The organism is Variovorax sp. R-27 (assembly GCF_049913215.1).
In the GTDB taxonomy this organism is placed as follows: domain Bacteria; phylum Pseudomonadota; class Gammaproteobacteria; order Burkholderiales; family Burkholderiaceae_C; genus Variovorax.
The window spans coordinates 984,491-1,007,828 of the sequence record NZ_CP183984.1; the positions used below are offsets into that span (position 1 = coordinate 984,491).

23 protein-coding genes are annotated in these 23,338 nt (G+C 67.1%); 18 read left to right on the plus strand and 5 right to left on the minus strand.

Translation table 11 applies throughout. The features are described 5' to 3' along the window. The first annotated feature begins 6 nt into the window (after positions 1-6). Both slmA and ACN9MV_RS04360 read left to right on the plus strand, forming a co-directional pair. Positions 7-657, plus strand: coding sequence for a nucleoid occlusion factor SlmA (gene slmA / locus ACN9MV_RS04355; protein WP_093057280.1), 651 nt, complete (start codon positions 7-9; stop codon positions 655-657). A 131-nt stretch (positions 658-788) separates the two neighbouring features. After that, on the plus strand, positions 789-1,676 hold the full coding sequence (locus tag ACN9MV_RS04360) for a DMT family transporter (protein WP_093079164.1): 888 nt from the start codon (positions 789-791) through the stop codon (positions 1,674-1,676). 17 nt (positions 1,677-1,693) lie between these two features. Here the strand turns inward: ACN9MV_RS04360 and ACN9MV_RS04365 are convergent, their stop codons facing one another. From ACN9MV_RS04365 to ACN9MV_RS04380, 4 genes are read right to left on the minus strand one after another with little or no spacing between them, the layout of a single operon-like run. Then, positions 1,694-2,752, minus strand: a complete 1,059-nt coding sequence (locus ACN9MV_RS04365; protein ID WP_093057282.1) for a malate/lactate/ureidoglycolate dehydrogenase — start codon at positions 2,750-2,752, stop codon at positions 1,694-1,696. A 3-nt stretch (positions 2,753-2,755) separates the two neighbouring features. Beyond that, positions 2,756-3,688 (minus strand): SMP-30/gluconolactonase/LRE family protein, encoded by a 933-nt coding sequence (locus tag ACN9MV_RS04370; protein ID WP_307616810.1) that lies wholly within the window; start codon positions 3,686-3,688, stop codon positions 2,756-2,758. A 30-nt stretch (positions 3,689-3,718) separates the two neighbouring features. Next, positions 3,719-5,245 (minus strand): UxaA family hydrolase, encoded by a 1,527-nt coding sequence (locus ACN9MV_RS04375; protein WP_093178346.1) that lies wholly within the window; start codon positions 5,243-5,245, stop codon positions 3,719-3,721. A 29-nt stretch (positions 5,246-5,274) separates the two neighbouring features. Continuing rightward, positions 5,275-5,991 carry a FadR/GntR family transcriptional regulator gene (locus tag ACN9MV_RS04380; RefSeq protein ID WP_354336895.1) on the minus strand — a complete coding sequence of 239 codons (717 nt, stop codon included), beginning with the start codon at positions 5,989-5,991 and terminating at the stop codon, positions 5,275-5,277. A 134-nt stretch (positions 5,992-6,125) separates the two neighbouring features. Between ACN9MV_RS04380 and ACN9MV_RS04385 the strand changes: the two genes are divergently transcribed. The 4 genes from ACN9MV_RS04385 to ACN9MV_RS04400 are packed head-to-tail and all read left to right on the plus strand — an operon-like array spanning position 6,126 to position 9,359. Then, positions 6,126-6,860 carry an SDR family oxidoreductase gene (locus tag ACN9MV_RS04385; RefSeq protein ID WP_093057286.1) on the plus strand — a complete coding sequence of 245 codons (735 nt, stop codon included), beginning with the start codon at positions 6,126-6,128 and terminating at the stop codon, positions 6,858-6,860. Next, the gene (locus ACN9MV_RS04390) at positions 6,857-7,621 is read left to right on the plus strand and encodes an SDR family NAD(P)-dependent oxidoreductase (protein ID WP_426391416.1); all 765 of its coding nucleotides are present in this window, start codon (positions 6,857-6,859) and stop codon (positions 7,619-7,621) included. The genes ACN9MV_RS04385 and ACN9MV_RS04390 overlap by 4 nt, the downstream gene beginning before the upstream one ends. 31 nt (positions 7,622-7,652) lie before the next feature. After that, positions 7,653-8,501, plus strand: a complete 849-nt coding sequence (locus ACN9MV_RS04395) for a fumarylacetoacetate hydrolase family protein (RefSeq protein ID WP_093057288.1) — start codon at positions 7,653-7,655, stop codon at positions 8,499-8,501. A gap of 27 nt (positions 8,502-8,528) precedes the next feature. Continuing rightward, positions 8,529-9,359, plus strand: a complete 831-nt coding sequence (locus ACN9MV_RS04400) for an AraC family transcriptional regulator (protein ID WP_426391417.1) — start codon at positions 8,529-8,531, stop codon at positions 9,357-9,359. Positions 9,360-9,362: 3 nt separating this feature from the next. Here ACN9MV_RS04400 and ACN9MV_RS04405 read toward each other — a convergent pair whose 3' ends face one another. Further along, a complete protein-coding gene (locus ACN9MV_RS04405; RefSeq protein ID WP_426391418.1) occupies positions 9,363-10,250 on the minus strand; it encodes a LysR family transcriptional regulator in 888 nt (295 codons plus the stop codon). A gap of 114 nt (positions 10,251-10,364) precedes the next feature. On the opposite strand from ACN9MV_RS04405, the gene ACN9MV_RS04410 reads away from it, so the two are divergent. From ACN9MV_RS04410 to ACN9MV_RS04465, 12 genes are all read left to right on the plus strand, one after another. Next, entirely contained in the window at positions 10,365-11,123 is a 759-nt protein-coding gene (locus tag ACN9MV_RS04410) for an SDR family oxidoreductase (RefSeq protein WP_307616805.1), read from the plus strand. A 145-nt stretch (positions 11,124-11,268) separates the two neighbouring features. Continuing rightward, entirely contained in the window at positions 11,269-11,955 is a 687-nt protein-coding gene (locus tag ACN9MV_RS04415) for a TetR/AcrR family transcriptional regulator (RefSeq protein WP_093057292.1), read from the plus strand. A 76-nt stretch (positions 11,956-12,031) separates the two neighbouring features. Further along, entirely contained in the window at positions 12,032-13,828 is a 1,797-nt protein-coding gene (locus ACN9MV_RS04420; RefSeq protein ID WP_093057293.1) for an acyl-CoA dehydrogenase C-terminal domain-containing protein, read from the plus strand. Between the two features lie 43 nt (positions 13,829-13,871). Continuing rightward, positions 13,872-14,306, plus strand: a complete 435-nt coding sequence (locus ACN9MV_RS04425; protein WP_093057294.1) for a DUF2147 domain-containing protein — start codon at positions 13,872-13,874, stop codon at positions 14,304-14,306. Positions 14,307-14,345: 39 nt separating this feature from the next. After that, positions 14,346-16,745, plus strand: coding sequence for a 3-hydroxyacyl-CoA dehydrogenase/enoyl-CoA hydratase family protein (locus ACN9MV_RS04430; RefSeq protein WP_426391419.1), 2,400 nt, complete (start codon positions 14,346-14,348; stop codon positions 16,743-16,745). Positions 16,746-16,756: 11 nt separating this feature from the next. Beyond that, positions 16,757-17,956, plus strand: a complete 1,200-nt coding sequence (locus ACN9MV_RS04435; RefSeq protein ID WP_093057296.1) for an acetyl-CoA C-acyltransferase — start codon at positions 16,757-16,759, stop codon at positions 17,954-17,956. Positions 17,957-18,086: 130 nt separating this feature from the next. After that, complete coding sequence (locus ACN9MV_RS04440) at positions 18,087-18,998, plus strand: alpha/beta fold hydrolase (RefSeq protein WP_426391420.1); 912 nt, start codon at positions 18,087-18,089, stop codon at positions 18,996-18,998. 29 nt (positions 18,999-19,027) lie between these two features. Then, the gene (locus ACN9MV_RS04445) at positions 19,028-19,864 is read left to right on the plus strand and encodes an acyl-CoA thioesterase (protein WP_093178354.1); all 837 of its coding nucleotides are present in this window, start codon (positions 19,028-19,030) and stop codon (positions 19,862-19,864) included. 6 nt (positions 19,865-19,870) lie between these two features. Next, complete coding sequence (locus ACN9MV_RS04450) at positions 19,871-20,620, plus strand: SDR family oxidoreductase (protein ID WP_093079137.1); 750 nt, start codon at positions 19,871-19,873, stop codon at positions 20,618-20,620. A 17-nt stretch (positions 20,621-20,637) separates the two neighbouring features. Next, positions 20,638-21,231 carry a 2-hydroxychromene-2-carboxylate isomerase gene (locus ACN9MV_RS04455; RefSeq protein ID WP_093057300.1) on the plus strand — a complete coding sequence of 198 codons (594 nt, stop codon included), beginning with the start codon at positions 20,638-20,640 and terminating at the stop codon, positions 21,229-21,231. Between the two features lie 38 nt (positions 21,232-21,269). Beyond that, positions 21,270-22,034 (plus strand): enoyl-CoA hydratase, encoded by a 765-nt coding sequence (locus ACN9MV_RS04460; protein WP_093057301.1) that lies wholly within the window; start codon positions 21,270-21,272, stop codon positions 22,032-22,034. A 183-nt stretch (positions 22,035-22,217) separates the two neighbouring features. Beyond that, on the plus strand, positions 22,218-23,324 hold the full coding sequence (locus ACN9MV_RS04465) for an ABC transporter substrate-binding protein (protein WP_093079425.1): 1,107 nt from the start codon (positions 22,218-22,220) through the stop codon (positions 23,322-23,324). The last annotated feature ends 14 nt before the right edge of the window (positions 23,325-23,338 follow it).

Consider the following 23,338-nt stretch of genomic DNA (forward strand, 5'->3'; position numbering starts at 1 on the left):
GCTCCCATGCAGAACGAAGAGACGACCAGTGCTTCCGGCGTAGAGACCCCCGCGGACACGCTCACTCCCCCGGCGCGCAAGCGCCCGAAGCCGGGTGAGCGGCGCGTGCAGATCCTGCAGGCGCTTGCCGCCATGCTCGAGCAGCCCGGTGCCGAGCGGGTCACCACCGCCGCGTTGGCCGCCCGTCTCGAAGTGAGCGAGGCCGCGCTCTACCGCCATTTCGCCAGCAAGGCCCAGATGTTCGAGGGCCTGATCGATTTCATCGAGCAGAGCGTCTTCACGCTGGTCAACCAGATCCTCGAGCGCGAGGGCGCCACCGGCGCCCAGCAGGCCGCCAAGATCCTCACGCTGCTGGTCCAGTTCGCCGAGCGCAACCCCGGCATGACCCGCGTCATGGTGGGCGACGCGCTGGTCTACGAGAACGAACGCCTGCAGCAGCGCATGAACCAATTCTTCGACAAGATCGAAGCCACCCTGCGCCAGGTGTTGCGCGGGGCTGCCGCGGCCGACGGCTCGGCCACGCCCAGCGTCGACGCCCAGGTGCGCGCCGCTGCGCTCACGGCCTTCGTCGTGGGCCAGCTGCAGCGCTTTGCGCGCTCGGGTTTCCGCCGCGCACCATCCGAGCACCTCGAAGCCACGATCGCATTGATCGTTTGATTCGCGCTCGTCCCTTGCGGGGCGTCGGCCGGCTCGCCTTGGATCTTCGAGCGGAGTAGCATCAACTCGCCCCTTGCCGCCGGGCCTCGGCGGCAGGCCAATGTTTGCGCAGGTTCCTCGACGGAGGGCGCATGCCCGATGACGCGCGCGACAACCGGCAGCCCACGCTGCAGACGATCCTCCTCACGGCGGTGGCCATGCTCGCGTTCGCGGCCAATTCGCTGCTGTGCCGGCTTGCGCTGCAGCACAAAGGCATTGATGCAGCGAGCTTCGGCAGCGTCAGGCTCGTGGCGGGAGCGCTCATGCTGGGGCTCATCGTGCGGTTCAGGGCGCAGCCGCCGGCCTCGTCCGCCCGCGTCGACTGGCTGGCCGCCGTCATGTTGTTCGGCTATGTCGCGTTCTTCTCCTTCGCCTACCTCAGCCTGTCGGCGGGCACGGGCGCGCTGATCCTGTTCGGCGCGGTCCAGCTGACGATGTTCGGCGTGGGCTTGCGCTCTGGCGGCGAGCGCTTCGGGGCTCTCGCGTGGTTCGGCTTCGTCCTGGCGGCTGGCGGACTCGTCTACCTGGTGTCCCCGGGCATCGCCGCGCCGCCGCTTCTCGGCGCCGTGCTGATGGCGATCGCGGGTGTGGCGTGGGGCGTGTATTCCTTGCGCGGCCGTGGGGTGGCTGACCCGCTGGCCGCTACGGCACGCAACTTCACGCGGGCCGTGCCGCTTGCCTTGGCGTTGAGCCTGGTGTTTGCTGCCAGCGCTCGCGTGGACGCGACCGGCCTTGTGCTTGCCGTGGCTTCCGGCGCGTTGACATCGGGCCTCGGCTACGCGGTCTGGTATGCGGCGCTGAGCCGTCTTTCGGCCATGCGCGCGGCCACCGTGCAGTTGTCGGTGCCGCTCCTGGCTGCGTTCGGCGGCGTGCTGTTCCTGTCGGAGGCGATCACGCCGCGGCTGGCGGCTGCTTCGGTGGCAATTCTGGGAGGCATCGCGCTGGTGCTGAGCCAGAAGTCGCGAAGCGCCCGCCGATAGCCGTCGGCGCCAAAGCCCTATGCGACGGCCACGCCTACCTTGGCTCCCGCCGCGACGATTTCTCCCCACGTCGCGTCGTCCACCCAGATTCCGTCCTTGCGGCGCGCCGCGCGCGCCTTGCGCTCCGGCTCGCCGGCAATCTGCACTTCGTCGAAGCCTTGCCCCGGCGGGCTCTGCCTCAGCCACTCGACAAACTCACGCGCCTCTTCGTCGAAAGACTTCTGCGTGCCCAGCCGCGCCGGGTCGATCAGCACCGTCAGCATGCCGTTCAACACCGTGCGCGCGGTGTCCGCCGGCCGGTGCCACGTGCCGCCGCCAGTGAGCGCACCGCCGAGCAACTCGCACGCCACCGCCATCCCGTAGCCCTTGTGCTCGCCGAAAGTCATGAGCGCGCCGAAGAGCCCGTTGCCCTGCGGCACCACCACCACGCCGGGGTCGTTGGTCGGTGCGCCGTTCTCGTCGATGAGGTAGCCGTCGGGCACGCGCTCACCCTTGTTGTGCGCCACGCGCATCTTTCCCTGCGCCACGCGGCTGGTCGCGTAATCGAGCACGAAGGGCTCGGCACCCGCGAGCGGAATGCCGATGCAGCACGGGTTGGTGCCAAAGCGCCCGTCGCCACCGCCCCACGGCGCGACCACCGGCCGCGACAGCACGTTGACGAAGTGCATGGCTACCAGCCCCTGCGCCGTCGCCATTTCCGCGAAGTGCCCGATGCGCCCCAGGTGGTGCGCATGCGAGAGCGTGAAGATGCAGCTGCCGTGCTGCTTCGCCCGCGCAATGCCGAGTTCCATCGCCTGCACGCCGACGATCTGCCCGTAGCCGTGCTGGCCGTCCAGGCCCATCAGCGTGCCGATGTCGAGGTTGACGCGCACCGCAGCATTCGGCTTCAGCCCGCCCTCGGCCACCGCATCCACGTAGCGGGGCAGCATGCCCACGCCGTGCGAGTCGTGGCCGCTCAGGTTCGCCAGTACGAGGTTGGCGGCCACCTGTTGTGCTTCGGCTGGTGAACTGCCCGCGGCCTCGAGGATGCGGGTGACGGTGGCTTGCAGGCCGTTGGCCTCCAGTGTTCTGGACATGGATCAGACTCCCTTCGCGTTCAGTGTGATGGCATAGAGCGACGTGGTCGCGCAGATGAAAAGGCGGTTGAGCTTGGGGCCGCCGAAGCAGACGTTGGCCACGCGTTCGGGGATCAGGATCTTGCCGAGCAGCGTGCCGTCGGGGTGATAGGCGTGCACGCCGTCCAGCGCGCTGGTCCAGATGCGGCCTTCGGTGTCGAGCCGGAAGCCGTCGAACAGCCCGTTGGTGCATTCGGCGAACACCTCGCCGCCGTCCAGCCTCCTGGCATAGGGGCCGACACTGAAGCGGCGGATGTGCCGCGGCCCGTCCGCCGCATGGCTCGCACCCGTGTCGGCGATGTACAGCGTCGATTCGTCGGGCGAGAACGCCAGGCCGTTGGGCTTCACGAAATCGTCGGCCATGCGTTCGACCTCGCCGCTCGCCGGGTCGATGCGGTAGACATGGCAGGCGCCGATTTCGCTGTCTGCCTTCAGGCCCTCGTAGTCGGAGAGGATGCCGTAGCTCGGGTCGGTGAACCACACGGCGCCGTCCGAATGCACGACCACGTCGTTGGGCGAATTGAGACGCTTGCCCTGCCAGTGCGAGGCCAGCACGGTGATCGTTCCGTCATGCTCGGTGCGCGTTACGCGCCGCGTTAGATGCTCGCAGCTCACTAGTCGGCCCTGGCGGTCGACCGTGTTGCCGTTCGTGTTGTTCGCAGGTTCACGGAACACGCCGACCGTGCCATTGACTTCGTCGTAACGCAGCATGCGGTTGTTCGGAATGTCCGACCACACCAGCGTGCGGTGCGCGGCGAACCACACGGGGCCTTCGCACCAGCGCGCACCGGTCCACAGGCGCTGCACGCGCTCGGGGCCGGGAATGCAAGACTTGAAGCGAGGGTCTCTGTGCTCGAAGCCGGTGCCCTCGAGAAATCCGAAGGGGAGGTTGGCCATGTCGTTCCTTGTCGATGGATTCACATCACGTCACATCACCGCGCCGACCTGCCACGGCACGAACTCGTTCTGGCCGTAGCCGTGCTGTTCGCTCTTCGACTGCGCGCCCGAAGCGGTCGCCAGCACCAGCTCGAAGATGCGCTGGCCCATCTCCTGGATCGACGCCGTGCCGTCCACGATCTCGCCGCAGTTGATGTCCATGTCTTCTTCCTGCCGCTGCCACAGCGCCGAGTTGGTCGCGAGCTTGAGCGAGGGCGAAGGCGCGCAGCCATACGCCGAGCCGCGCCCGGTCGTGAAGCAGATCAGGTTGGCGCCGCCGGCCACCTGGCCCGTGGCGCTCACCGGGTCGTAGCCCGGCGTGTCCATGTAGACGAAGCCGTGCGCGGTAACGGGCTCCGCGTATTCGTACACCGCCTCGAGGTTGCTGGTGCCGCCCTTGGCCACCGCGCCCAGTGACTTCTCCAGGATGGTGGTGAGCCCGCCGGCCTTGTTGCCCGGCGAGGGGTTGTTGTTCATCTCGCCTTCGTTGATTTCTGTGTAGTGCTCCCACCACTTGATGCGGTCCACCAGCTTCTGCCCCACTTCGCGCTTCACCGCGCGGCGCGTCAGCAGGTGCTCGGCGCCGTACACCTCGGGCGTTTCGCTGAGGATGGCGGTGCCGCCATGCGCCACCAGCAGGTCGACCGCCGCACCCAGCGCCGGGTTGGCGCTGATGCCCGAGTAGCCGTCCGAGCCGCCGCACTGCAGTCCGATGGTGATGTGCGCCGCGCTGCACGGTTCGCGCTTCACCGCATTGGCGCGCGGCAGCATCTCGTTGATGAGCGCCACGCCCTTCTCGACCGTCTTGCGGGTGCCGCCCGTGTCCTGGATGTTGAAGGTGCGGAAGTTCTCGCCCTCGGCCAGGTGGCCGGTCGCGAGCCAGGCGTTGATCTGGTTGGCCTCGCAGCCGAGCCCGACCACCAGCACGCCCGCGAAGTTCGGGTGCGTGGCGTAGCCCGTCAGCGTGCGCTCCAGGATCTGCATGCCCATGCCCTGCGTGTCCATGCCGCAGCCGGTGCCGTGCGTGAGCGCGACGATGCCGTCCACGTTCGGAAACGCCGCGAGCGCCTGCGGGTTGGTCTTGCGCGAGAAGTGGTCTGCAATGGCGCGCGCGGCCGTGGCCGAGCAGTTCACGCTGGTCAGCACGCCGATGTAGTTGCGCGTGGCCACGCGGCCGTCGGCGCGCTTGATGCCCATGAAGGTGGCCTCGCGCTTCGCAGGGGCGGGCTTCACGTCGGCGCCGAAGGCGTAATCGCGTTCGAAGTCTCCTTTGTCCGGGCCCATGTTCAGGTTCTGCGTGTGCACGTGCTCGCCGGCGACGATGGGCTTGCTCGCGAATCCGATGATCTGGTTGTAGCGCCGCACCGGCTCGCCCTGGGCGATGTCGCGCATCGCGATCTTGTGGCCCGGCGGAATCAGGCCGCGAACGGCCACACCTTCGACGACGGTGCCGCCGAGCAGTTGCGAGCGCGCGATGACGACGTCATCGGCGGGGTGGAGTCGGATGTAGGGGGTCATCGTGGTGCCTGCCGGCGCTTGTTTGTTTGTCAGGAGACCTTCGCGCGGCGCCAGCTCGCGCTGAATCTCTGGTGGAACTTGTCCATGTGCTGGTGCATTGCCTCGCGCGCCGCTGCCGGGTCGCGCGCGGCGATGGCGTCGAGGATGGCTTCGTGCTCGCCGATGGCAGCCTGCCACGAGTCCATGGTCTCGAAGTAATCGATCATCCGCGCAAAGATCGGCCCGTGGCGCGACTCCAGGAAGCCCTGCACTGTCTCCGTCAGCACCACGTTGCCGCAAGCGTTGACGATGGCCAGGTGGAAGGCGCGATCGCCCTCGTGCGGTACTTCGCTGCGCGCGGCCATCTCGCGCATCATCTTGATTGCGCGGCGGATGGCGTCCACGTCCTTGCGCTTGCCGTACTGGGCCGCCGTGGCGGCGGTCTCGCCTTCCACCAGGCGGCGCGCGCGGATGATTTCGAGCGGCCCCCACTCAGCGCCAGCCGCTCCGTTGGCGGGCGGCGCCGTGCGGTGCGAGCGGTCGAGCACGTACACGCCCGAGCCGGTGCGGATCTCGACCCAGCCTTCCACCTCCAGCGCGATCAGCGCCTCGCGCACCGAGGGCCGGCTCACGCCCAGCTGCTTGGCCAGGTCGCGCTCGGCCGGAATGCGCGCGCCCACCGCGAACTCGCCCTTGCCGATGAGCACGCGCAACTGTTCGGCAATCTGGCGGTAGAGGCGCTGGGGTTCGAGGGTCTGGATCGGCACGGGAGCGAAAAAAGGAGGTCGAGGGGCTTAAGGGTTGTCCTGAATTGGACAAGTGGTAAGGCCAATTCAGAATACGATACACCGCCCGCGCCATCATCGGGCCTAACCCGAAGACACGACCAGAGGAGACACCGATGAGATTGCAGGGAAAGACCGCGCTGGTCACCGCCGCCGGCCAGGGCATCGGCTACGCCAGCGTGCTGGCCATGGCCGCCGAGGGCGCGCAGGTCTGGGCCACTGACGTCAACGAGAAGCTGCTCGAACGCTACGCGGGCGTGCCCAACGTCACCGCGCTCAAGCTCGACGTGCTCGACAAGGCCGCCATCGGCGCGGTGGTGGCGAAGCTGCCCGCGCTCGACGTCCTCTTCAACTGCGCGGGCGTGGTGCACAACGGCACCATCGAGCAGGCCACCGACGACGAGCTGCTTTTCGCCTTCAGCCTCAACGTGCGCGCCCAGATGTGGACCATCCAGGCCGTGCTGCCCGGCATGCTGGCGGCCGGGCGCGGCAGCATCATCAACATGGCGAGCGTGTGCTCCAGCATGAAAGGCCTGCCCAACCGCTTTGTCTACGGCACCACCAAGGCGGCGGTGCTGGGCCTCACCAAGAGCGTGGCGGCCGACTACGTGGCCCGCGGCATCCGCTGCAACGCCGTCTGCCCGGGCACGGTCGATACGCCCTCGCTTGGCGACCGCATCAACGCCAATGCCGACCCTGAAGCCGCGCGCAAGGCCTTCATCGCGCGCCAGCCCATGGGCCGGCTCGCGCAGGCCGAGGAAATCGCGCCGGTGGTGGTGTTCCTCGCCAGCGACGAATCGGTCTTCGCCACCGGCCAGGCCTTCACCGTCGACGGCGGCATCACCATATGAACCAGCTCGACTTCAAGGGCCGCCACGCGGTCGTCACCGGTGGCGCCACGGGGCTCGGCTTCGGCATCGCGCAGCGGCTCGTGGCCTCGGGCGGCAGCGTCACGCTGTGGGACCGCGATGAAGACGCCGCCGCGAAGGCGGCCGAGTCGCTCGGCGACAAGGCCTTTGCGCTGAAGGTCGACGTGTCGCAGCAGCCCTCTGTCGCCAAGGCCGTGGCCGCCACGCTGGCGCACGCGCCGCGTATCGACGCGCTGGTCAACAGCGCCGGCATCACTGGCCCCAACACCAGGCTGTGGGACTACCCCGTGGACGACTGGCGCCAGGTGATGGACGTCAACATCAACGGCGTGTTCCTGTGCTGCCGCGAAGTGGTCGCGCAGATGCGCAAGCAGGGCACCGGCGGTAGCGGTGGCTACGGCCGCATCGTCAACATCGCCTCGGTGGCCGGCAAGGAGGGCAACCCCAACGCCAGTGCCTACAGCGCGAGCAAGGCGGCCGTCATCGGCCTGACCAAGTCGCTCGGCAAGGAGCTGGCCGACACCGGCATCCGCGTGAACTGCGTGACGCCCGCGGCGGTGAAGACGGCCATCTTCGACCAGATGACGCCCGAGCACATCGCCTTCATGCTCTCGAAGATTCCCATGGGCCGCTTCGGCACGGTGGAGGAGGTGGCCGCGATGGTCGGCTGGCTCTGCACCGAAGATTGTTCGTTCTCCACCGGCGCGGTCTTCGACCTCTCCGGCGGCCGCTCCACGTACTGATCAATTCAATTCAATGCACTGAAAGGAAAGCATGAAACTCGTCCGCTATGGCAACCCCGGCAAGGAAAAGCCCGGCCTCATCGACGACAAGGGCCAGCTGCGCGACCTGAGCGCCGTCGTCAAGGACATCGGCCCCGAGCAGCTGGGCGATGCCGCCATTGCCAAGCTGCGCAAGCAGAAGATCGACAAGCTGCCGCTGGTCAAGGGCAAGCCGCGCTTCGGCAGCCCCGTGGCCAACGTCGGCAAGTTCATCGCCATCGGCCTGAACTACGCGGACCACGCGGCCGAATCGGGCCTGCCGGTGCCCAAGGAACCCGTGGTGTTCACCAAGGCCAACAGCTGCATCCAGGGCCCGAACGATCCGGTGATGCTGCCCAAGGGCTCGGTCAAGACCGACTGGGAAGTCGAGCTCGGCGTGGTCATCGGCACGCGCGCACGCTACGTGTCGCAAAAGAGCGCGCTCGACTACGTGGCCGGCTACTGCACCATCAACGACATCAGCGAGCGCGAATACCAGATCGAGCGCGGCGGCACCTGGGACAAGGGCAAGGGCTGCGACACCTTCGGCCCGCTCGGCCCCTGGCTGGTGACGCGCGACGAAATCGAGAACCCGCAGAAGCTTTCGATGTGGCTCGACCTGAACGGCCAGCGCGTGCAGACCGGCAGCACCAAGACCATGATCTTCAGCGTGGCCAAGATCGTGAGCTACGTGAGCCAGTTCATGACGCTGATGCCCGGCGACGTCATCACCACCGGCACGCCGCCCGGCGTGGGCATGGGCATGAAGCCGCCGCTCTTCCTGAAGAAGGGCGACGTGATGACGCTGGGCATCGAAGGCCTGGGCGAGCAGCGACAGGAAGTGATTCCGTTCAAGCTCTGAACGCAGTTCTCTGAGATCATCCGGCGGATGAAGACGCCGCCGGACCATCGCTCGCAGGTCTTTGGAACGCCCTGGGAGGGCGTCCACGGCACCGCGATGGACAGTGCCCGCCACTACGGCCGGCACTGGCATTCGACCTACGGCGTCGGCCTGCTCGACCATGGCGCGCAAAGCTCGGCCAGCGGCCGCGGCAAGGTAGATGCCTATGCGGGCGATCTGATCACCACCAATCCCGGGGAAGTGCACGACGGCCGGCCGCTCGGCGGGCCGTCGCGGCGTTGGCGCATGGTGTATTTCGACGCGGCAGTGATGGCGGGCATGCTGGGCGGCGCCGCGATGGACGGCAGCGTTGAATTCACACGGCCCGTGCTCAAGGACTTGCGGCTGGTCCAAACACTGCGCCGCCTGTTCACCCATCTCGACGATTGGCGTAACCGCGCCGCGAGCGCCTCTGCGAGCGCTGAAGCCTTAGCCTGCGAAGAGTCGCTGGTCGAAGTCTGCGGCCTGCTGCTCGATGGCCATTCCACCGCCGTGCCGCAGCCCGAGATCGATGGCGACGTGCGGCTGGTGCGCGAGCGCCTCGCCGATGACCTGCTTGCCGCACCCATGCTCGATGAGCTTGCAGCGATGGCCGGCCTCGGCAAGTTCCAGCTGCTGCGTCGTTTCCAGAAGGCCTACGGCGTGCCGCCTCACGCATGGCTGTTGCTGCAGCGTGCCGAACGCGCACGCGCCTTGATCCGACGCGGCACGAACCTCGCGGACACCGCCGCCGCAAGCGGCTTCGCGGACCAGAGCCACATGACGCGCATCTTCACGCGCCACTTCGGTTTCACGCCCGGCGCCTGGCAGCGGGCGTAGCGTTCAGCGCAACACGCGGATCAGCTCGTCGTACACCAGCCGCACGCGCGCCGGCACAGGCGCCCGTTGCGAGCGGTAGACATAAATCGGCCACGGCTCGGGCGCCTCGGCCTCCAGCACCGACACCAGCGCGCCGCGCTCGATCCAGGGCTCGGCCAGCGAGCCGATCAACTGGGCGAAGCCCAGGCCCGCGAGCACCGCGGCGCACTCGGTGTCGAAGTCGTCGGTGACGAAGGCCGGCGAGGTCACGGCCAGCTGGCGCTCCTTGCGGAACATCATCGGCCAGGGCCGGCCCGACTTGCGATCGATCAATGCGGTGAGCGGCAGCGAGGCCAGCGCCTCGATCTTCTTCGGCACGCCGGTACGCGCGATCAGCGAGGGCGCGGCCACCACGTGCAGCGCCATCCGGCCGACCGGCCGCGCGACGAAGCGGGCATCGCGCAGCGGGCCCACGCGCACGCCGATGTCGATCTGCTCGCCGACCACGTCGGCATGCGACTCCGAGACGCGCAGGTCGAGCACCAGGCCCTGGTGCGCGGCGAGCATCGGCGCCAGCGCCTGCGGAATGAGCTGGCGCCCGAAGATGCCCGGCGCCGTGACCCGCACCGTGCCCTCGTGCTGCGACAGTGCGCGGCGGTCGGTGCGATGGAAGAGTTCGTCGACTCCGCTCAGGGCGGTGCGCGCCCGCTCCGAGAGCTGCCGACCGAAGTCGGTGAGCTGAACGCCGCGCGTGCTGCGGTGGAAGAGGGGCTCGCCGAGCTCGTCTTCGAGCTCGCGCACCGCGCGCGTCACCACCTGCGGTGACACCGAAAGCCGCGCCGCCGCGTCGCGGAAGTTGGCGGCATCGGCGGCGGCGCAGAACACGCGCAGGGCTTCGAGACGATTGGACATGGTGTTGAGAGTTCCTTTCTGAGGAATTCTGAAGTCGCCAGAGTTTCATTTACGGGAACATGTGGATTTTCCACACTGGAGGCACTTCTTCCACACACCCGAAAGGAATTTCCCATGACATCCGTTCAAGACAACATCAAGGGCAAGGTCGCCATCGTTACCGGCGCGAGCAGCGGGCTCGGCGAATCGACGGCGCGTCACCTGGCTGCGCGCGGCGCAAAAGTGGTGCTCGCGGCCCGTCGCACCGACCGGCTCGACAAGGTCGTCGCCGAGATCCGCGAAGCCGGCGGCGAGGCCATCGCCGTGGCCACCGACGTGGCCAAGCGCGCCGACCTCGACAAGCTCGCAGCCGCCACCGTCGAGGCCTTCGGCCGCATCGACGTGCTGGTCAACAACGCGGGCGTCATGCCGCTGTCGCCTCTCGACAAGCTCAAGGTCGACGAGTGGGACCGCACCATCGACGTCAACATCAAGGGCGTGCTCTACGGTATTGCCGCCGTGCTGCCGCGCATGCAGGCGCAGGGCAGCGGGCACATCGTCAACGTCGCATCCATTGCCGGGCTGAAGGTGTTCACGCCCATCGGCACCGTCTACAGCGCAACCAAGCACGCGGTGCGCGCCATCTCCGAAGGCCTGCGCGTGGAAGTGGGCAACAGCGGCCTGCGCGTGACCATCGTGTCGCCCGGCGCGGTCGAGTCGGAGCTGAAGTTCGGCAGCAGCGATGCCGAGTCCGCTGCGGGCGTGAAGGCGTTCTACGACGCCAACCAGATCCCGTCGGATTCGGTGGCGCGCGCCATCGTCTACGCGGTGGAGCAGCCGGCGAACGTGGACATCAACGAAGTCGTGCTGCGGCCGGTGTCGCAGGAATTCTGAAGAGAGCTTCCGAGGGGTAGGGATGGGGCCGATTGCGCCCCGTCCCGCATTAATTAACCTTCAATACCTGAAGGTTTCTTGCGGGCGAAAGTGGTAAAGCCCTGCAAAATAGAACGACCGTTCGTTTTTGCATGGAAATTCCACGATGACCGCAGCAGCCGTTCCCGCCAAGCCCGTTCGCGCCGCCCAGAAGGGCCAGCAGACCAAGGCCGTCATCGTCGACGCCGCGCTGGCGCTGGCCGCGCAGATCGGGCTCGAGGGCCTGTCGATCGGTGCGGTGGCTGAAATCACCAAGATGAGCAAGTCGGGCGTGTTCGCCCACTTCGGCTCGCGCGAAGAACTGCAGATCTCGGTGGTGCGTGAATACCACGCACGCTTCGAGCAGGAAGTGTTCTTCCCCGCCCTGAAGGCGCCGCGCGGCCTGCCGCGCCTGCGCGCCATGTTCGCCAACTGGATGAAGCGCACCTCGACCGAAATCGACTCGGGCTGCATCTACATCAGCGGCGCTTCCGAATTCGACGACCGCCCAGGCCCGGTGCGCGATGCGCTGGTCGAGTCGGTCAGCATCTGGCAGGCGGCAGTGCTGCGCGCCATCGTGCAGTCGCAGAGCGAAGGCCATCTGCGCGCCGATGCCGACGAGCGCCAGGTGGCGTTCGAGATTCACGGCCTGATCCTCGCGCTGCACTACGAAGCGCGCTTCCTGCAGGTGCCCGGCTCCATTGGCCGCGCCAACGTCGGCTTCGACAACATCCTCGCGCGCAGCGCCACGCCCGATGCGCCCAAGGCCGACACGGCCGCGCCGGCCGGCCGCCGCCTCAAGACCGTGCGCTGAAGAAGCGCGCGGCCTGCCCCGTTTTCGTTTTCCCCTTTTTCTTTTTTCTATCTAGCTTCGACCAGGAGAGTTCCGGATGCCTACCTACAACCCACCCGTGCGCGACATGCAGTTCGTGCTGCACGAAGTGCTCAACGTCGCCGAGGAACTCAAGGCGCTTCCGGCACATGCCGAGACCGATGCCGACACCATCAACGCGGTGATCGAAGAGGCCGGCAAGTTCGCCGCCGAAGTGACCTTCCCGCTCAACATCAGCGGCGATGAAGAGGGCTGCACGCTCGACAAGACCACGCACGAAGTCAAGACGCCCAAGGGCTTCAAGGACGCCTACGCCAAGTACATCGAAGGCGGCTGGCCCGCGCTGTCGTGCGACCCGGCCTTCGGCGGCCAGGGCCTGCCGTTCGTGGTGAACCAGTGCCTGTTCGAGATGCTCAACAGCGCCAACCAGGCCTGGACCATGTACCCCGGCCTCTCGCACGGCGCGTACGAGGCGCTGGCGGCCCACGGCACCGACGAGCAGAAGAAGACCTACCTGCCCAAGCTCACCAGCGGCGAATGGACCGGCACCATGTGCCTGACCGAACCCCATTGCGGCACCGACCTCGGCCTGCTGCGCACCAAGGCCGAGCCGCAGGCGGACGGCACCTACCGCATCAGCGGCAGCAAGATCTTCATCTCGGCCGGCGAGCACGACATGACGAGCAACATCATTCACCTGGTGCTGGCCCGCCTGCCTGACGCGCCCAAGGGCAGCAAGGGCATCAGCCTGTTCGTGGTGCCGAAGTTCAAGGTCAAGGCCGACGGTTCGCTCGGCGAGCGCAACCCGATCTTCTGCGCCGGCCTGGAGCACAAGATGGGCATTCACGGCAACGCCACCGCGCAGATCGTGATCGAAGGCGCCACCGGCACGCTGGTGGGCGAGCCCAACAAGGGCCTGGCCGCGATGTTCGTGATGATGAATGCCGCGCGCCTGGGCGTGGGCAACCAGTCGCTGGGCCTGACCGAAGTGGCCTACCAGAACGCGCTGGCCTACGCCAAGGACCGCATCCAGATGCGTTCGCTCTCCGGCGTGAAGGCCAAGGACAAGGAAGCCGACCCCATCATCGTGCACCCCGACGTGCGCAAGATGCTGCTCACTGCCAAGGCCTATGCCGAAGGCGGCCGCGCGCTGCAAATTTTCTGCACGCTGCTGCTCGACAAGGAGCACAACCACCCCGACGAGAAGGTGCGCAAGGACTCCGGCGAACTGGTCGCGCTGCTGACCCCCATCGTCAAGGCCTTCATCACCGACAACGGCCACGTTGCAACCAACGCCTGCATGCAGGTGTTCGGCGGCCACGGCTTCATCAAGGAATGGGGCATGGAGCAGTTCGTGCGCGACAACCGCATCAACATGATCTATGAAGGCACCAACACCATCCAGTCGCTGGACCTGCTGGGCCGCAAGGTGCTGGGAAACAACGGCGCGTCGCTGAAGAAGTTCGGCAAGCTGGTTGCGAAGCTGGTGGAAGAAGAGGGCGTCAACGAGAAGATGGCCGAGTTCATCAACCCCATCGCGGGCCTGGGCGACCAGCTCACCAAGTTCACGACCGAGATCGGCTTCAAGGGCTTCCAGAATCCCGACGAAGTGGGCGCCGCTGCTGTCGACTACCTGCGCGTGGCCGGCCACTTCGTGTTCGGCTACCTGTTCGCCCGCATGGCGCAGGTCGCATTGCGCGAAATCGCCGCCGGCAACACCGACCCGTTCTACGTCGCCAAGCTGCAGACCGCGCGCTTCTACTTCGCCAAGCTGTTCCCCGAGACCGCGACGCTGATGCGCACCGCGCGCGCCGGCAGCAAGGTGCTGATGGACACCGACGCGGCACTGGCCTGAAGCAAGCCCTTTGCCTTTTCCTTCACTTCGCCGGGAGACACGCATGAAGAAAACATTCGCCGCCGTTCTGTTCGCCGTCACCGCAGCCTCGGCCATGGCCCAGGTCACGCCGGTCGGCCTGTGGCGCAACGTTGACGACAAGACCGGTGAGGTCAAGGCCGAGATCCGCATCGATGAAACCAACGGTGCACTGCTCGGCCGCATCGAAAAGGCACTGGGCAAGGACGCCAAGCCCGGCGCCACCTGCGACGAATGCAGCGACGACCGCAAGGGCAAGCCCATGGTGGGCCTGGACATCATCCGCGGCGGCAAGAAGGCCGAAGGCAAGGAAGTCTGGGAAGGCGGCAAGATCCTCGACCCCGAGAACGGCAAGGAATACCGCGCGAGCTACACGCCCGTCGACGGCGGCAAGAAGCTCGAAGTGCGCGGCTACCTGGGCCCCTTCTGGCGTACCCAAACCTGGAACCGCGTGCAGTAACAAGCCTGCGCGCAACCAATCCAAGAAATACCAAGCAACATGTCCCGATTTCAAGTGAAGAAGGTCGCCGTGCTCGGCGCCGGCGTGATGGGCGCGCAGATTGCGGCCCACCTCGTCAACGTGCGCGTGCCTGTCGTGCTGTTCGACCTGGCCGCAAAAGAAGGCCCGAAGAACGGCATCGTCACGCGCGCCATCGACAACCTCAAGAAGCTCAAGCCCGCGCCGCTCGGCGACGTGGCCGATGCGGGCCTGATCGAACAGGCCAACTACGAAGACGACCTTGGCAAGCTCGGCGAGTGCGACCTCATCATCGAAGCCATTGCCGAGCGCATGGACTGGAAGCTCGATTTGTACAAGAAGATCGCGCCCCACGTTGCCAAGCATTCGATCCTGGCCTCGAACACCTCGGGCCTGTCGATCACCAAGCTCAGCGAGGCACTGCCCGAAGCGCTGAAGCCGTGCTTCTGCGGCATTCACTTCTTCAACCCGCCGCGCTACATGTTCCTGGTGGAGCTGATCAACACGCCCACCACGCAGCCGCAGGTGCTCGACGACCTCGAAGCCTTCGTCACCAGCACGCTCGGCAAGGGCGTGGTGCGCGCGCACGACACGCCCAACTTCATCGCCAACCGTGTCGGCATCGCCGGCATGCTGGCTACGCTGAAGGAAGTCGAGAAGTTCGGCTTGACGCCCGACGTGGTGGACGACCTCACCGGCAAGAAGCTGGGCCGCGCGAGTTCGGGCACCTTTCGCACCGCCGACGTGGTGGGTCTCGACACGATGGCCCACGTCGTGAAGACGCTGCAGGACAACCTCAACGCCGAGACCGATCCGTTCTACGCCAACTTCGCGACACCGCCGGTGCTCGCCAAGCTGCTGGAGCTGGGCAACCTGGGCCAGAAGGCCAAGGCCGGTTTCTTCAAGAAGGTCGGCCGCGACATCCTGCGCTTTGATTTGAAGAGCGGTGAATACGTGCCCGCCGGCGCCAAGGCCGACGAGGTGTATGGCCGCATGCTGAAGAAGCCCGCGGGCGAACGCCTGAAGCTGCTGCGCGAGAGCGAAGGACCCCAGGGCCAGTTCCTCTGGGCCATCTTGCGCGACGGCTTCCACTACGCCGCCGTGCACCTGGGCGACATCGCCGAGAGCGCACGCGACATCGACTTCGCCATGCGCTGGGGCTTCGGTATGAAGCAGGGCCCGTTCGAGCTGTGGCAAGAGGCCGGCTGGGCGCAGGTCGCCAAGTGGGTGCAGGAAGACATCGACGCAGGCAAGGCGCTGAGCAGCGCACCGCTGCCCAAGTGGGTGTTCGAAGGTCCGGTGGCCGAGGCCGGCGGCGTGCACACGCCCGAAGGCTCGTGGAGCGCATCGCAGAACAAGTTCGTGCCGCAGCGCAGGCTGCCGGTGCATGACCGCCAGCTGTTCCCCGAGAGCGTGCTCGGCGCGAACGCAGCCGATGCCAACACGGCCGGCACCACCGTCAGCGACGAAGGCGACGTGCGCGTGTGGACGCTCGATGGCGAAGTGCTCATCGCCAGCATCCATTCGAAGATGCACGCCATCAGTCCCGACGTGGCCGAGGCGCTTGGCGCCGCGGTCGAGCTGGCCGAAGCCGAATACAAGGGCCTGGTGATCTGGTCGCCCGACGAAGTGTTCTCGGTCGGCGCCGACCTGCAGGCGATGCTGCCGGCCTTCGTGGTCGCAGGCATCGGCGCGGTCGAAGGCGCCGAGGAAGAGCTGCAGAACGTGATGCTCAAGATCCGCTACGCCAGCGTGCCGGTGATCTCGGCCGTGCGTGGCATGGCGCTGGGCGGCGGCTGCGAGCTGGCCGTGCATTCGGCCAAGCGCGTGGCGGCGATGGAAAGCTACATCGGCCTGGTCGAAGTCGGCGTGGGCCTGATCCCCGGCGCCGGCGGCCTGACCTACATCGCGCGTCGTGCCGCGGAGAACGCAGCGGCCTCCACGGGTAGCGACCTGCTGCCGTTCCTCACCGAAGGCTTCACCGCTGCGGCGATGGCGAAGGTCGGCACTGGCGCGCTCGATTCGAAGAAGCTGGGCTACCTGCTCGACAGCGACGTTATCGTGCCGAACAAGGACGAGCTGCTGTACGTGGCGCTGCAGCAGGCCAAGGCCATGGCCGACGCCGGCTACCGCGCACCGCTGCGCCGCACCTTCCGCGTGGCGGGCCGCAGCGGCGCCGCGACCATCAAAGGCCAGTTGGTGAACATGCGCGACGGCGGCTTCATCAGCGCGCACGACTTCCACATTGCCAGCCTGATCGCGAACGTGGTCACCGGCGGCGATGTGGACGCCGGCTCGCTCGTGACCGAGGAATACCTGATGACGCTGGAACGCAAGGCGTTCTGCTCGCTCATCGTGCATCCCAAGACGCAGGAGCGGATCATGGGGATGCTCAGCACCGGCAAGCCAGTGCGCAACTAAGGACAGATTTCATGAGCAAGCAAGTACAAGACGCCTACATCGTCTCCGCCACCCGCACCCCCATCGGCAAGTCGCACCGCGGCTACTTCCGCAACTACCGCCCTGACGACCTGCTGGCCACCACGCTGCGCGCCGCGCTGGCCGCCGTGCCCAGCCTCGACCCGAAGGCCATCGAAGACATCATCTGCGGCTGCGCGATTCCCGAATCGCAGCAGGGCCTGAACGTCGCGCGCATCGGCGCGGTGCTGGCAGGCCTGCCGACCAGCGTCGGCGGCATCACCGTCAACCGCTTCTGCGCATCTGGCCTGTCGGCCGTGCAGATGGCGGCCGATCGCATCCGCGTTGGCGAGGCCGACGTGATGATCGCAGCCGGTGTCGAAAGCATGAGCATGGTGCCGATGATGGGCAACTCGCCCTCGCTGTCGCCCTCGATCTTCGAGCGCGAAGGCGACGTGGGCATTGCCTACGGCATGGGCCTCACGGCCGAGAAGGTCGCGCAGCAGTGGAAGGTGAGCCGCGAGGCGCAGGACGAGTTCGCGCTCGCCTCGCACCAGAAGGCACTGGCCGCGCAGAAGGCCGGCAAGTTTGCCGACGAGATCACGCCCATCGAAGTGACCGACCGCACGCCGAACCTGGAGACCGGCGAGTCGATTGCCAAGACTCGTACCGTGAACCTCGACGAAGGCGCGCGCCCCGACACCAGCATCGAAGGCCTCGCCAAGCTGCGCACTGTGTTCGCCGCGCGCGGCACGGTCACGGCCGGCAACAGCTCGCAGACCTCGGACGGCGCGGGCGCGCTGATCCTGGCGAGCGAAAAGGCCGTGAAGCAGTACGGCCTCACGCCGCTCGCACGCTTCGTGAGCTTCGCCAGCAAGGGCGTGCCGCCGCACATCATGGGCATCGGCCCGATCGAGGCGATTCCGGCCGCGCTGCGCTATGCCGGCCTGAAGCACGAGGACATCGACTGGTTCGAGCTGAACGAAGCCTTTGCCGCGCAGTCGCTGGCGGTCATCAACACGCTGGGGCTCGATCCGTCGAAGGTCAATCCGATGGGCGGCGCGATTGCGCTGGGCCATCCGCTCGGCGCTACAGGCGCCATCCGCTCGGCGACCGTGGTGCATGCGCTGCGCCGCGAGAACCTGAAGTACGGCATGGTCACGATGTGCGTGGGCATGGGCCAGGGCGCTGCCGGGATCTTCGAAAGGGTTTGAGCAAACCCCCAGGCTTCGCGCACTTCGTGTCGCTGCGCCAACCCCCTTGCAGGGGGCAACACCTGCGGCCCGGCAAAGCCGGTTCCGCGGTGTTCCGCGAATGGACCGTGACCGTTCTGGAGAAACGAGCATGCAACAGGAAGTTCTGAAGGTCGATGGCGGCGCACAGCAACTGGCGGTGCGCCGCTACGAGCCCGCCGGCGCACCGCGCGCCAGCATCGTGATCGGCGGCGCAATGGGCGTGCGCCAGTCGTTCTACGAACCCTTCGCGCAGTGGCTTGCAGAACAACAGGGCCTGCGCGTCTGGACCTTCGACTACCGGGGCTCGGGCGATTCGCGCGGCGATGCGTCGCTGCGCGGCTTCAAGGCCGACCTGTTCGACTGGGCGCGCGACTATGAAGCGGTGATCGATGCCGCCAAGGCCGCACTGCCCGACCAGCCGCTCTACCTGCTGGGTCACAGCATTGGTGCGCAGTTGCCGGGCTTCCTGCAGCGCCCGGAACAAGTCGACGGCCTCGTCAGCATCGCGGCTGGCAGCGGCTACTGGCGCGAGAACGCGCCGAAGCTCAGGCGCAGCATCCTCTACTTCTGGTTCGTGCTCGTGCCGCTGGTCACGCGACTGTTCGGCTACTTTCCGGGACGCAAGCTGAAGAAGGTCGGCGACCTGCCGCGCGGCGTGATCCTGCAATGGCGGCGCTGGTGTCTCAACCCGCGCTACAGCGTGGGTGCCGAGGGCGAGCTTGCATCGCAGAGCTACGGACGCGTGCGCTTCCCGGTGCTCGCGCTGTCGATCACCGACGACGAACTCATGACGCTCGCCGGCACCGAAAGCCTGGTGAGCTTCTATGCCGGCGCACCGAGCGCGGTCGAGCGCATCGCACCGGCGGACGTGCAGGCCCGGCGCATCGGCCACTTCGGCTTCTTCCGCGAGCAGTTCAGCCAGAGCCTGTGGCCGAGCACGGTCGACAAGCTGCACCGGCTGGCTGCGTTGACCGAACGTACTGCGGTGCAGCACGTCAACGTCCCGCACACGACTGCGTGACGCCATCCTCCGGAGGCACACTGCCGATCATGACGAGCACGCAGCACCCCTTCGACAAAGCCCTGACGATCCACCACAGCGACATCCGCGTGGGGCACTTCACCGGCATGACCAGCCCCGACTACTGGAACATGGTCGGGCCCTTCGGTGGCACCACTGCGGCCCTTGCGCTGCAGTCGGTGATGCAGCACCCCGACGTGCTGGGCACGCCCATCGCGCTCACCGTCAACTACGCGGCGGCGATCGAAGCCGGCGCGTTCGACATTCAGGCCACTGCCGTGCGCACCAACCGCTCGACGCAGCACTGGACGGTGCAGATCACTCAGGCCGGGCCCAGCGGTGCGCCCAACATGACGACCACCGCCACCGTGGTGACGGCCGCGCGCCGCGACACCTGGGGCGAGAGCGACATGCCGATGCCCGAGGCGCCAAGGCCCGAGACGGTCGACCGCATGAGCATCGGCCCGTCCGGCGTGGCGTGGATCAACCAGTACGAGATGCGTCCCTTCAGCGGCGGCATTCCCGCGAAGTGGGACGAGAGCCTGCACCACAGCGAAACCCGCATCTGGCTGCGCGACGCACAGCCACGGCCGCTCGACTTCGCCTCGCTCGCCGCGATGAGCGACATGTTCTATCCGCGCGTGTGGCTGCGCCGCGCGAAGCACGTGCCCGCGGGCACGGTGTCGATCACCACCTACTTCCACGTCGGGCCGGCGCAGTTGGCCGAGGTCGGCACGGGCTATCTCCTGGGCCGCGCGGCGGGGCAGCAGTTCTTCAACGGCTTTTTCGACCAGGCGGCGCATCTGTGGAGCGAGAAGGGCGTGCTGCTGGCCACCTCGAACCAGATCGTCTACTACAAGGAATAAAGAGACATGACCACCCTGCAGAAAGCCGCACTCATCGTCGGCGCCGGCGATGCCACCGGCGGTGCCATTGCCCGCCGCTTCGCGCGCGAAGGCTTCGCCACCTGCGTCACGCGCCGCAGCCTCGACAAGCTGCAGCCGCTGGTAGCGCAGATCGAGGCCGACGGCGGCCGTGCGCACGCCTTCGCCTGTGATGCGCGCAAGGAAGAGGAGGTGGTCGCGCTCGTCGAGCAGATCGAATCGACCATCGGGCCGATCGAGGTGATGGTGTTCAACATCGGCGCCAACGTGCCCGAGAGCATCCTGAACGAGACCGCGCGCAAGTACTTCAAGGTGTGGGAGATGGCCTGCTTCTCGGGCTTTCTCAATGGACGCGAAGTGGCGAAGCGGATGGTGGCGCGCGAACTGCCGAAGGGCGGCCATCGCGGCACGATCATCTTCACCGGCGCGACGGCCTCGTTGCGTGGCGCGGCGAACTTCGGCGCTTTTTCGGGCGCGAAGATGGCTTTGCGTGCGCTCGCACAGTCGATGGCGCGCGAGCTTGGGCCACAGGGCATTCACGTTGCGCACGTTGTGGTCGATGGCGCCATCGACACTGAATTCATCCGCAGCAATTTCCCCGAGCGCTATGCGTTGAAGGAAAGCGACGGCATCCTGAACCCGGAGCACATTGCCGACAGCTACTGGATGCTGCATTCGCAGCCTCGTGACGCGTGGACGCACGAACTCGACCTGCGGCCCTGGTCCGAGAAATTCTGAGAGAAGGAGACAACCCCATGGCGAAATCCGTCGACTTCTATTTCGACTTCGGCAGCCCAGCCGCCTACCTGGCCGCAACACAGCTGCCGCACATCTGCGCCGACACAGGCGCCGAGCTGGTGTGGAAGCCCATGCTGCTGGGCGGCGTGTTCCAGGCCACCGGCAATCATTCGCCCGCCGAGATCAAGCCCAAGGGCCCGTACATGACGACCGACCTGAAGCGCTTTGCCAAGCGCTACGGCGTGCCCTTCGTGCACAACCCCCACTTCCCGATCAACACGCTGCTGCTGATGCGCGGCGCCACGGGCGTCCAGATGAAGGAGCCGGCGCGTTTCGGTGCGTACGTCGATGCGGTTTTCCACGCGATGTGGGTCGATCCGAAGAATCTCAACGACCCGGCAACCGTCGGTGCCGTCTTGCAAAATGCGGGCTTCGACGCCGCGGGCCTGCTTGCGCTGGCTGGCGCGCAGGAAACCAAGGACCGCCTCAAGGCCGTCACGCAGGAAGCCGTGGAGCGCGGCGTGTTCGGCGCTCCCACCATGTTCGTCGGCAGCGAGATGTTCTGGGGGCAAGACCGCCTCGATTTCGTCCGCGAAGCCCTTTGCGCCTGACCGCGGCGCCAATCTTTTTCATCCAAGGACTACCACCCATGAGCGACATCCTCGTCCACACCGAAGCCGGTGTGATGACCATCACCTTCAACCGCGTCGACAAGAAGAACTCCATCACCAGCGCCATGTATGCCGAGCTGGCCGACGCGCTGGCTACAGCCGAAAGCGAAGCAGCCGTGCGCTGCGTGCTGATCCAGGGCGACCCGACGATCTTCAGCGCAGGCAACGACATCGGCGACTTCCTCAACGGCCCGCCGTCGACGGAAGAGTCGCCGGTGTTCCGCTTCCTGCGCGGCATCGCGACCTTCCCCAAGCCCATCGTCGCGGCCGTGTGCGGCCCGGCTGTGGGCATCGGCACCACGATGCTGTTCCATTGCGACCTCGTCTACGCGGGTGACAACGCCGCCTTCTCGATGCCCTTCGTGAACCTGGGCCTGTGCCCCGAGGCGGCATCGAGCCTGCTGGTGCCGCAGATGCTGGGCTACCACCGCGCGGCCGAGGCGCTGCTGCTCGGCGAACCCTTCATGGCCGAGGCCGCGCTCGAAGTGGGCCTGGTCAACCGCGTGGTGCCTCCGACCGAAGCGAACGCCATCGCGCAGACGCAGGCTCGCAAGCTGGCCGCCAAGCCGCTGAGTGCGCTGGTGGAAACCAAGCGCCTGCTGAAGAAGGCGCAGATGCCCGCCGTGCTCGAACGCATGGGCGAGGAGGGCGCGAGCTTCGGTCGCATGCTGCGCGAGCCGGCGGCACGCGAGGCTTTCGGTGCTTTCATGGAGAAACGCAAGCCGGACTTCTCCAAGGTCTGATGCGTTTTCGGGGCTTGCACGCGTACACTGGCCGCCGTGCAAGTTTCAGAGACAAGAACGCTCACAACGCCCGGCCAGTGGGCGAATGATGCTACTGAAAAAGTAGCAATCGACCTCACGCGCCGGCGTACTTTCGGCTTGCTGGCGGGTGCCTTGACAGCGCCTTCGCTGGCCCTGGCGCGTGTGCGACCGCTACGCATCGGCGTCATCGGCTCATGGTCCGGCCCTTACGCGGGCGGCGGGCGGCAGTTCGATGCCGGCATGGCCGTCTGGCTGGCGGCGCACAACCAGAACATCGCTGGCCGGCCGGTCGAGCTGCTGCGGCGCGATGTACCCGGCAGCGCGCCCGAGCAGGCACGCCGCCACGCGCAAGACCTCGTCGAAAGCGAGCGCGTCGACATGCTGGCGGGCCTGGACTTCAGCTCCAACGCCTACGCCGTCGGCACCGTCGCCACGCAGGCCAGGCTGCCCCTGGTGGTGATGAATGCTGCCTCTTCGGGCATCACGGCGCGTTGTCCGTTCGCGGTGCGGGTGTCCTTCACCATCGGCCAGGTCACGCTGCCGCTGGCGCGATGGGCGCTCCAGCAGGGGCTGCGCGACGTCTGCACCGTGGTGGCCGACTACGCCTCGGGCGTCGATGCCGAAAGCGCCTTCGTCTCGGGCATCACCGCGGGCGGCGGCCGGGTCGGCGCGATGCTGCGGGTGCCGCTGAACACGCTCGACTACTCGGCCTACATGCTGCGGCTGCGCGAACTCAAGCCGCAGGCGGTGTTCTTCTTCCTGCCCTCGGGGCAGATGCCGGCCACCTTCCTCAAGTTCTGGCGCGACCGTGGCATGGCCGACACGGGCATCCGCCTGCTGGCCACCGGCGACGCCACCGACGACCACTACCTGGAAGGCATCGGGGAGCTGGCCGATGGCCTCGTAACCAGCCACCACTATTCGTTCGCCCACGAATCGCCGGCCAACCGCCGCTTCACGGGCATCTTCGAGACGGAGTACGGCAGCCATCTGCGCCCGGGGTATTTCGCGGTCGCGGCCCACGATGCGCTTGCCGCCATCGATGCAGCGATGAGCTCGCCCGTGGCGCGCGGCGGCGTGGTCGGGGAGCGGCTGGTGGATGCGTTCCGGGGCGTGAAGCTCGACAGCCCGCGCGGCCCGGTAGAGATCGACGCCCACACCCGGGACATCGTGCAGACCGTGTACATCCGCCGCGTCGAGCGGCGCGACGGGCGCTGGGTCAACCGCGAATTCGAACGCTTCGAGCGCGTGCGCGACCCGGGCGTCTGAGCCCGGGGGCGTTG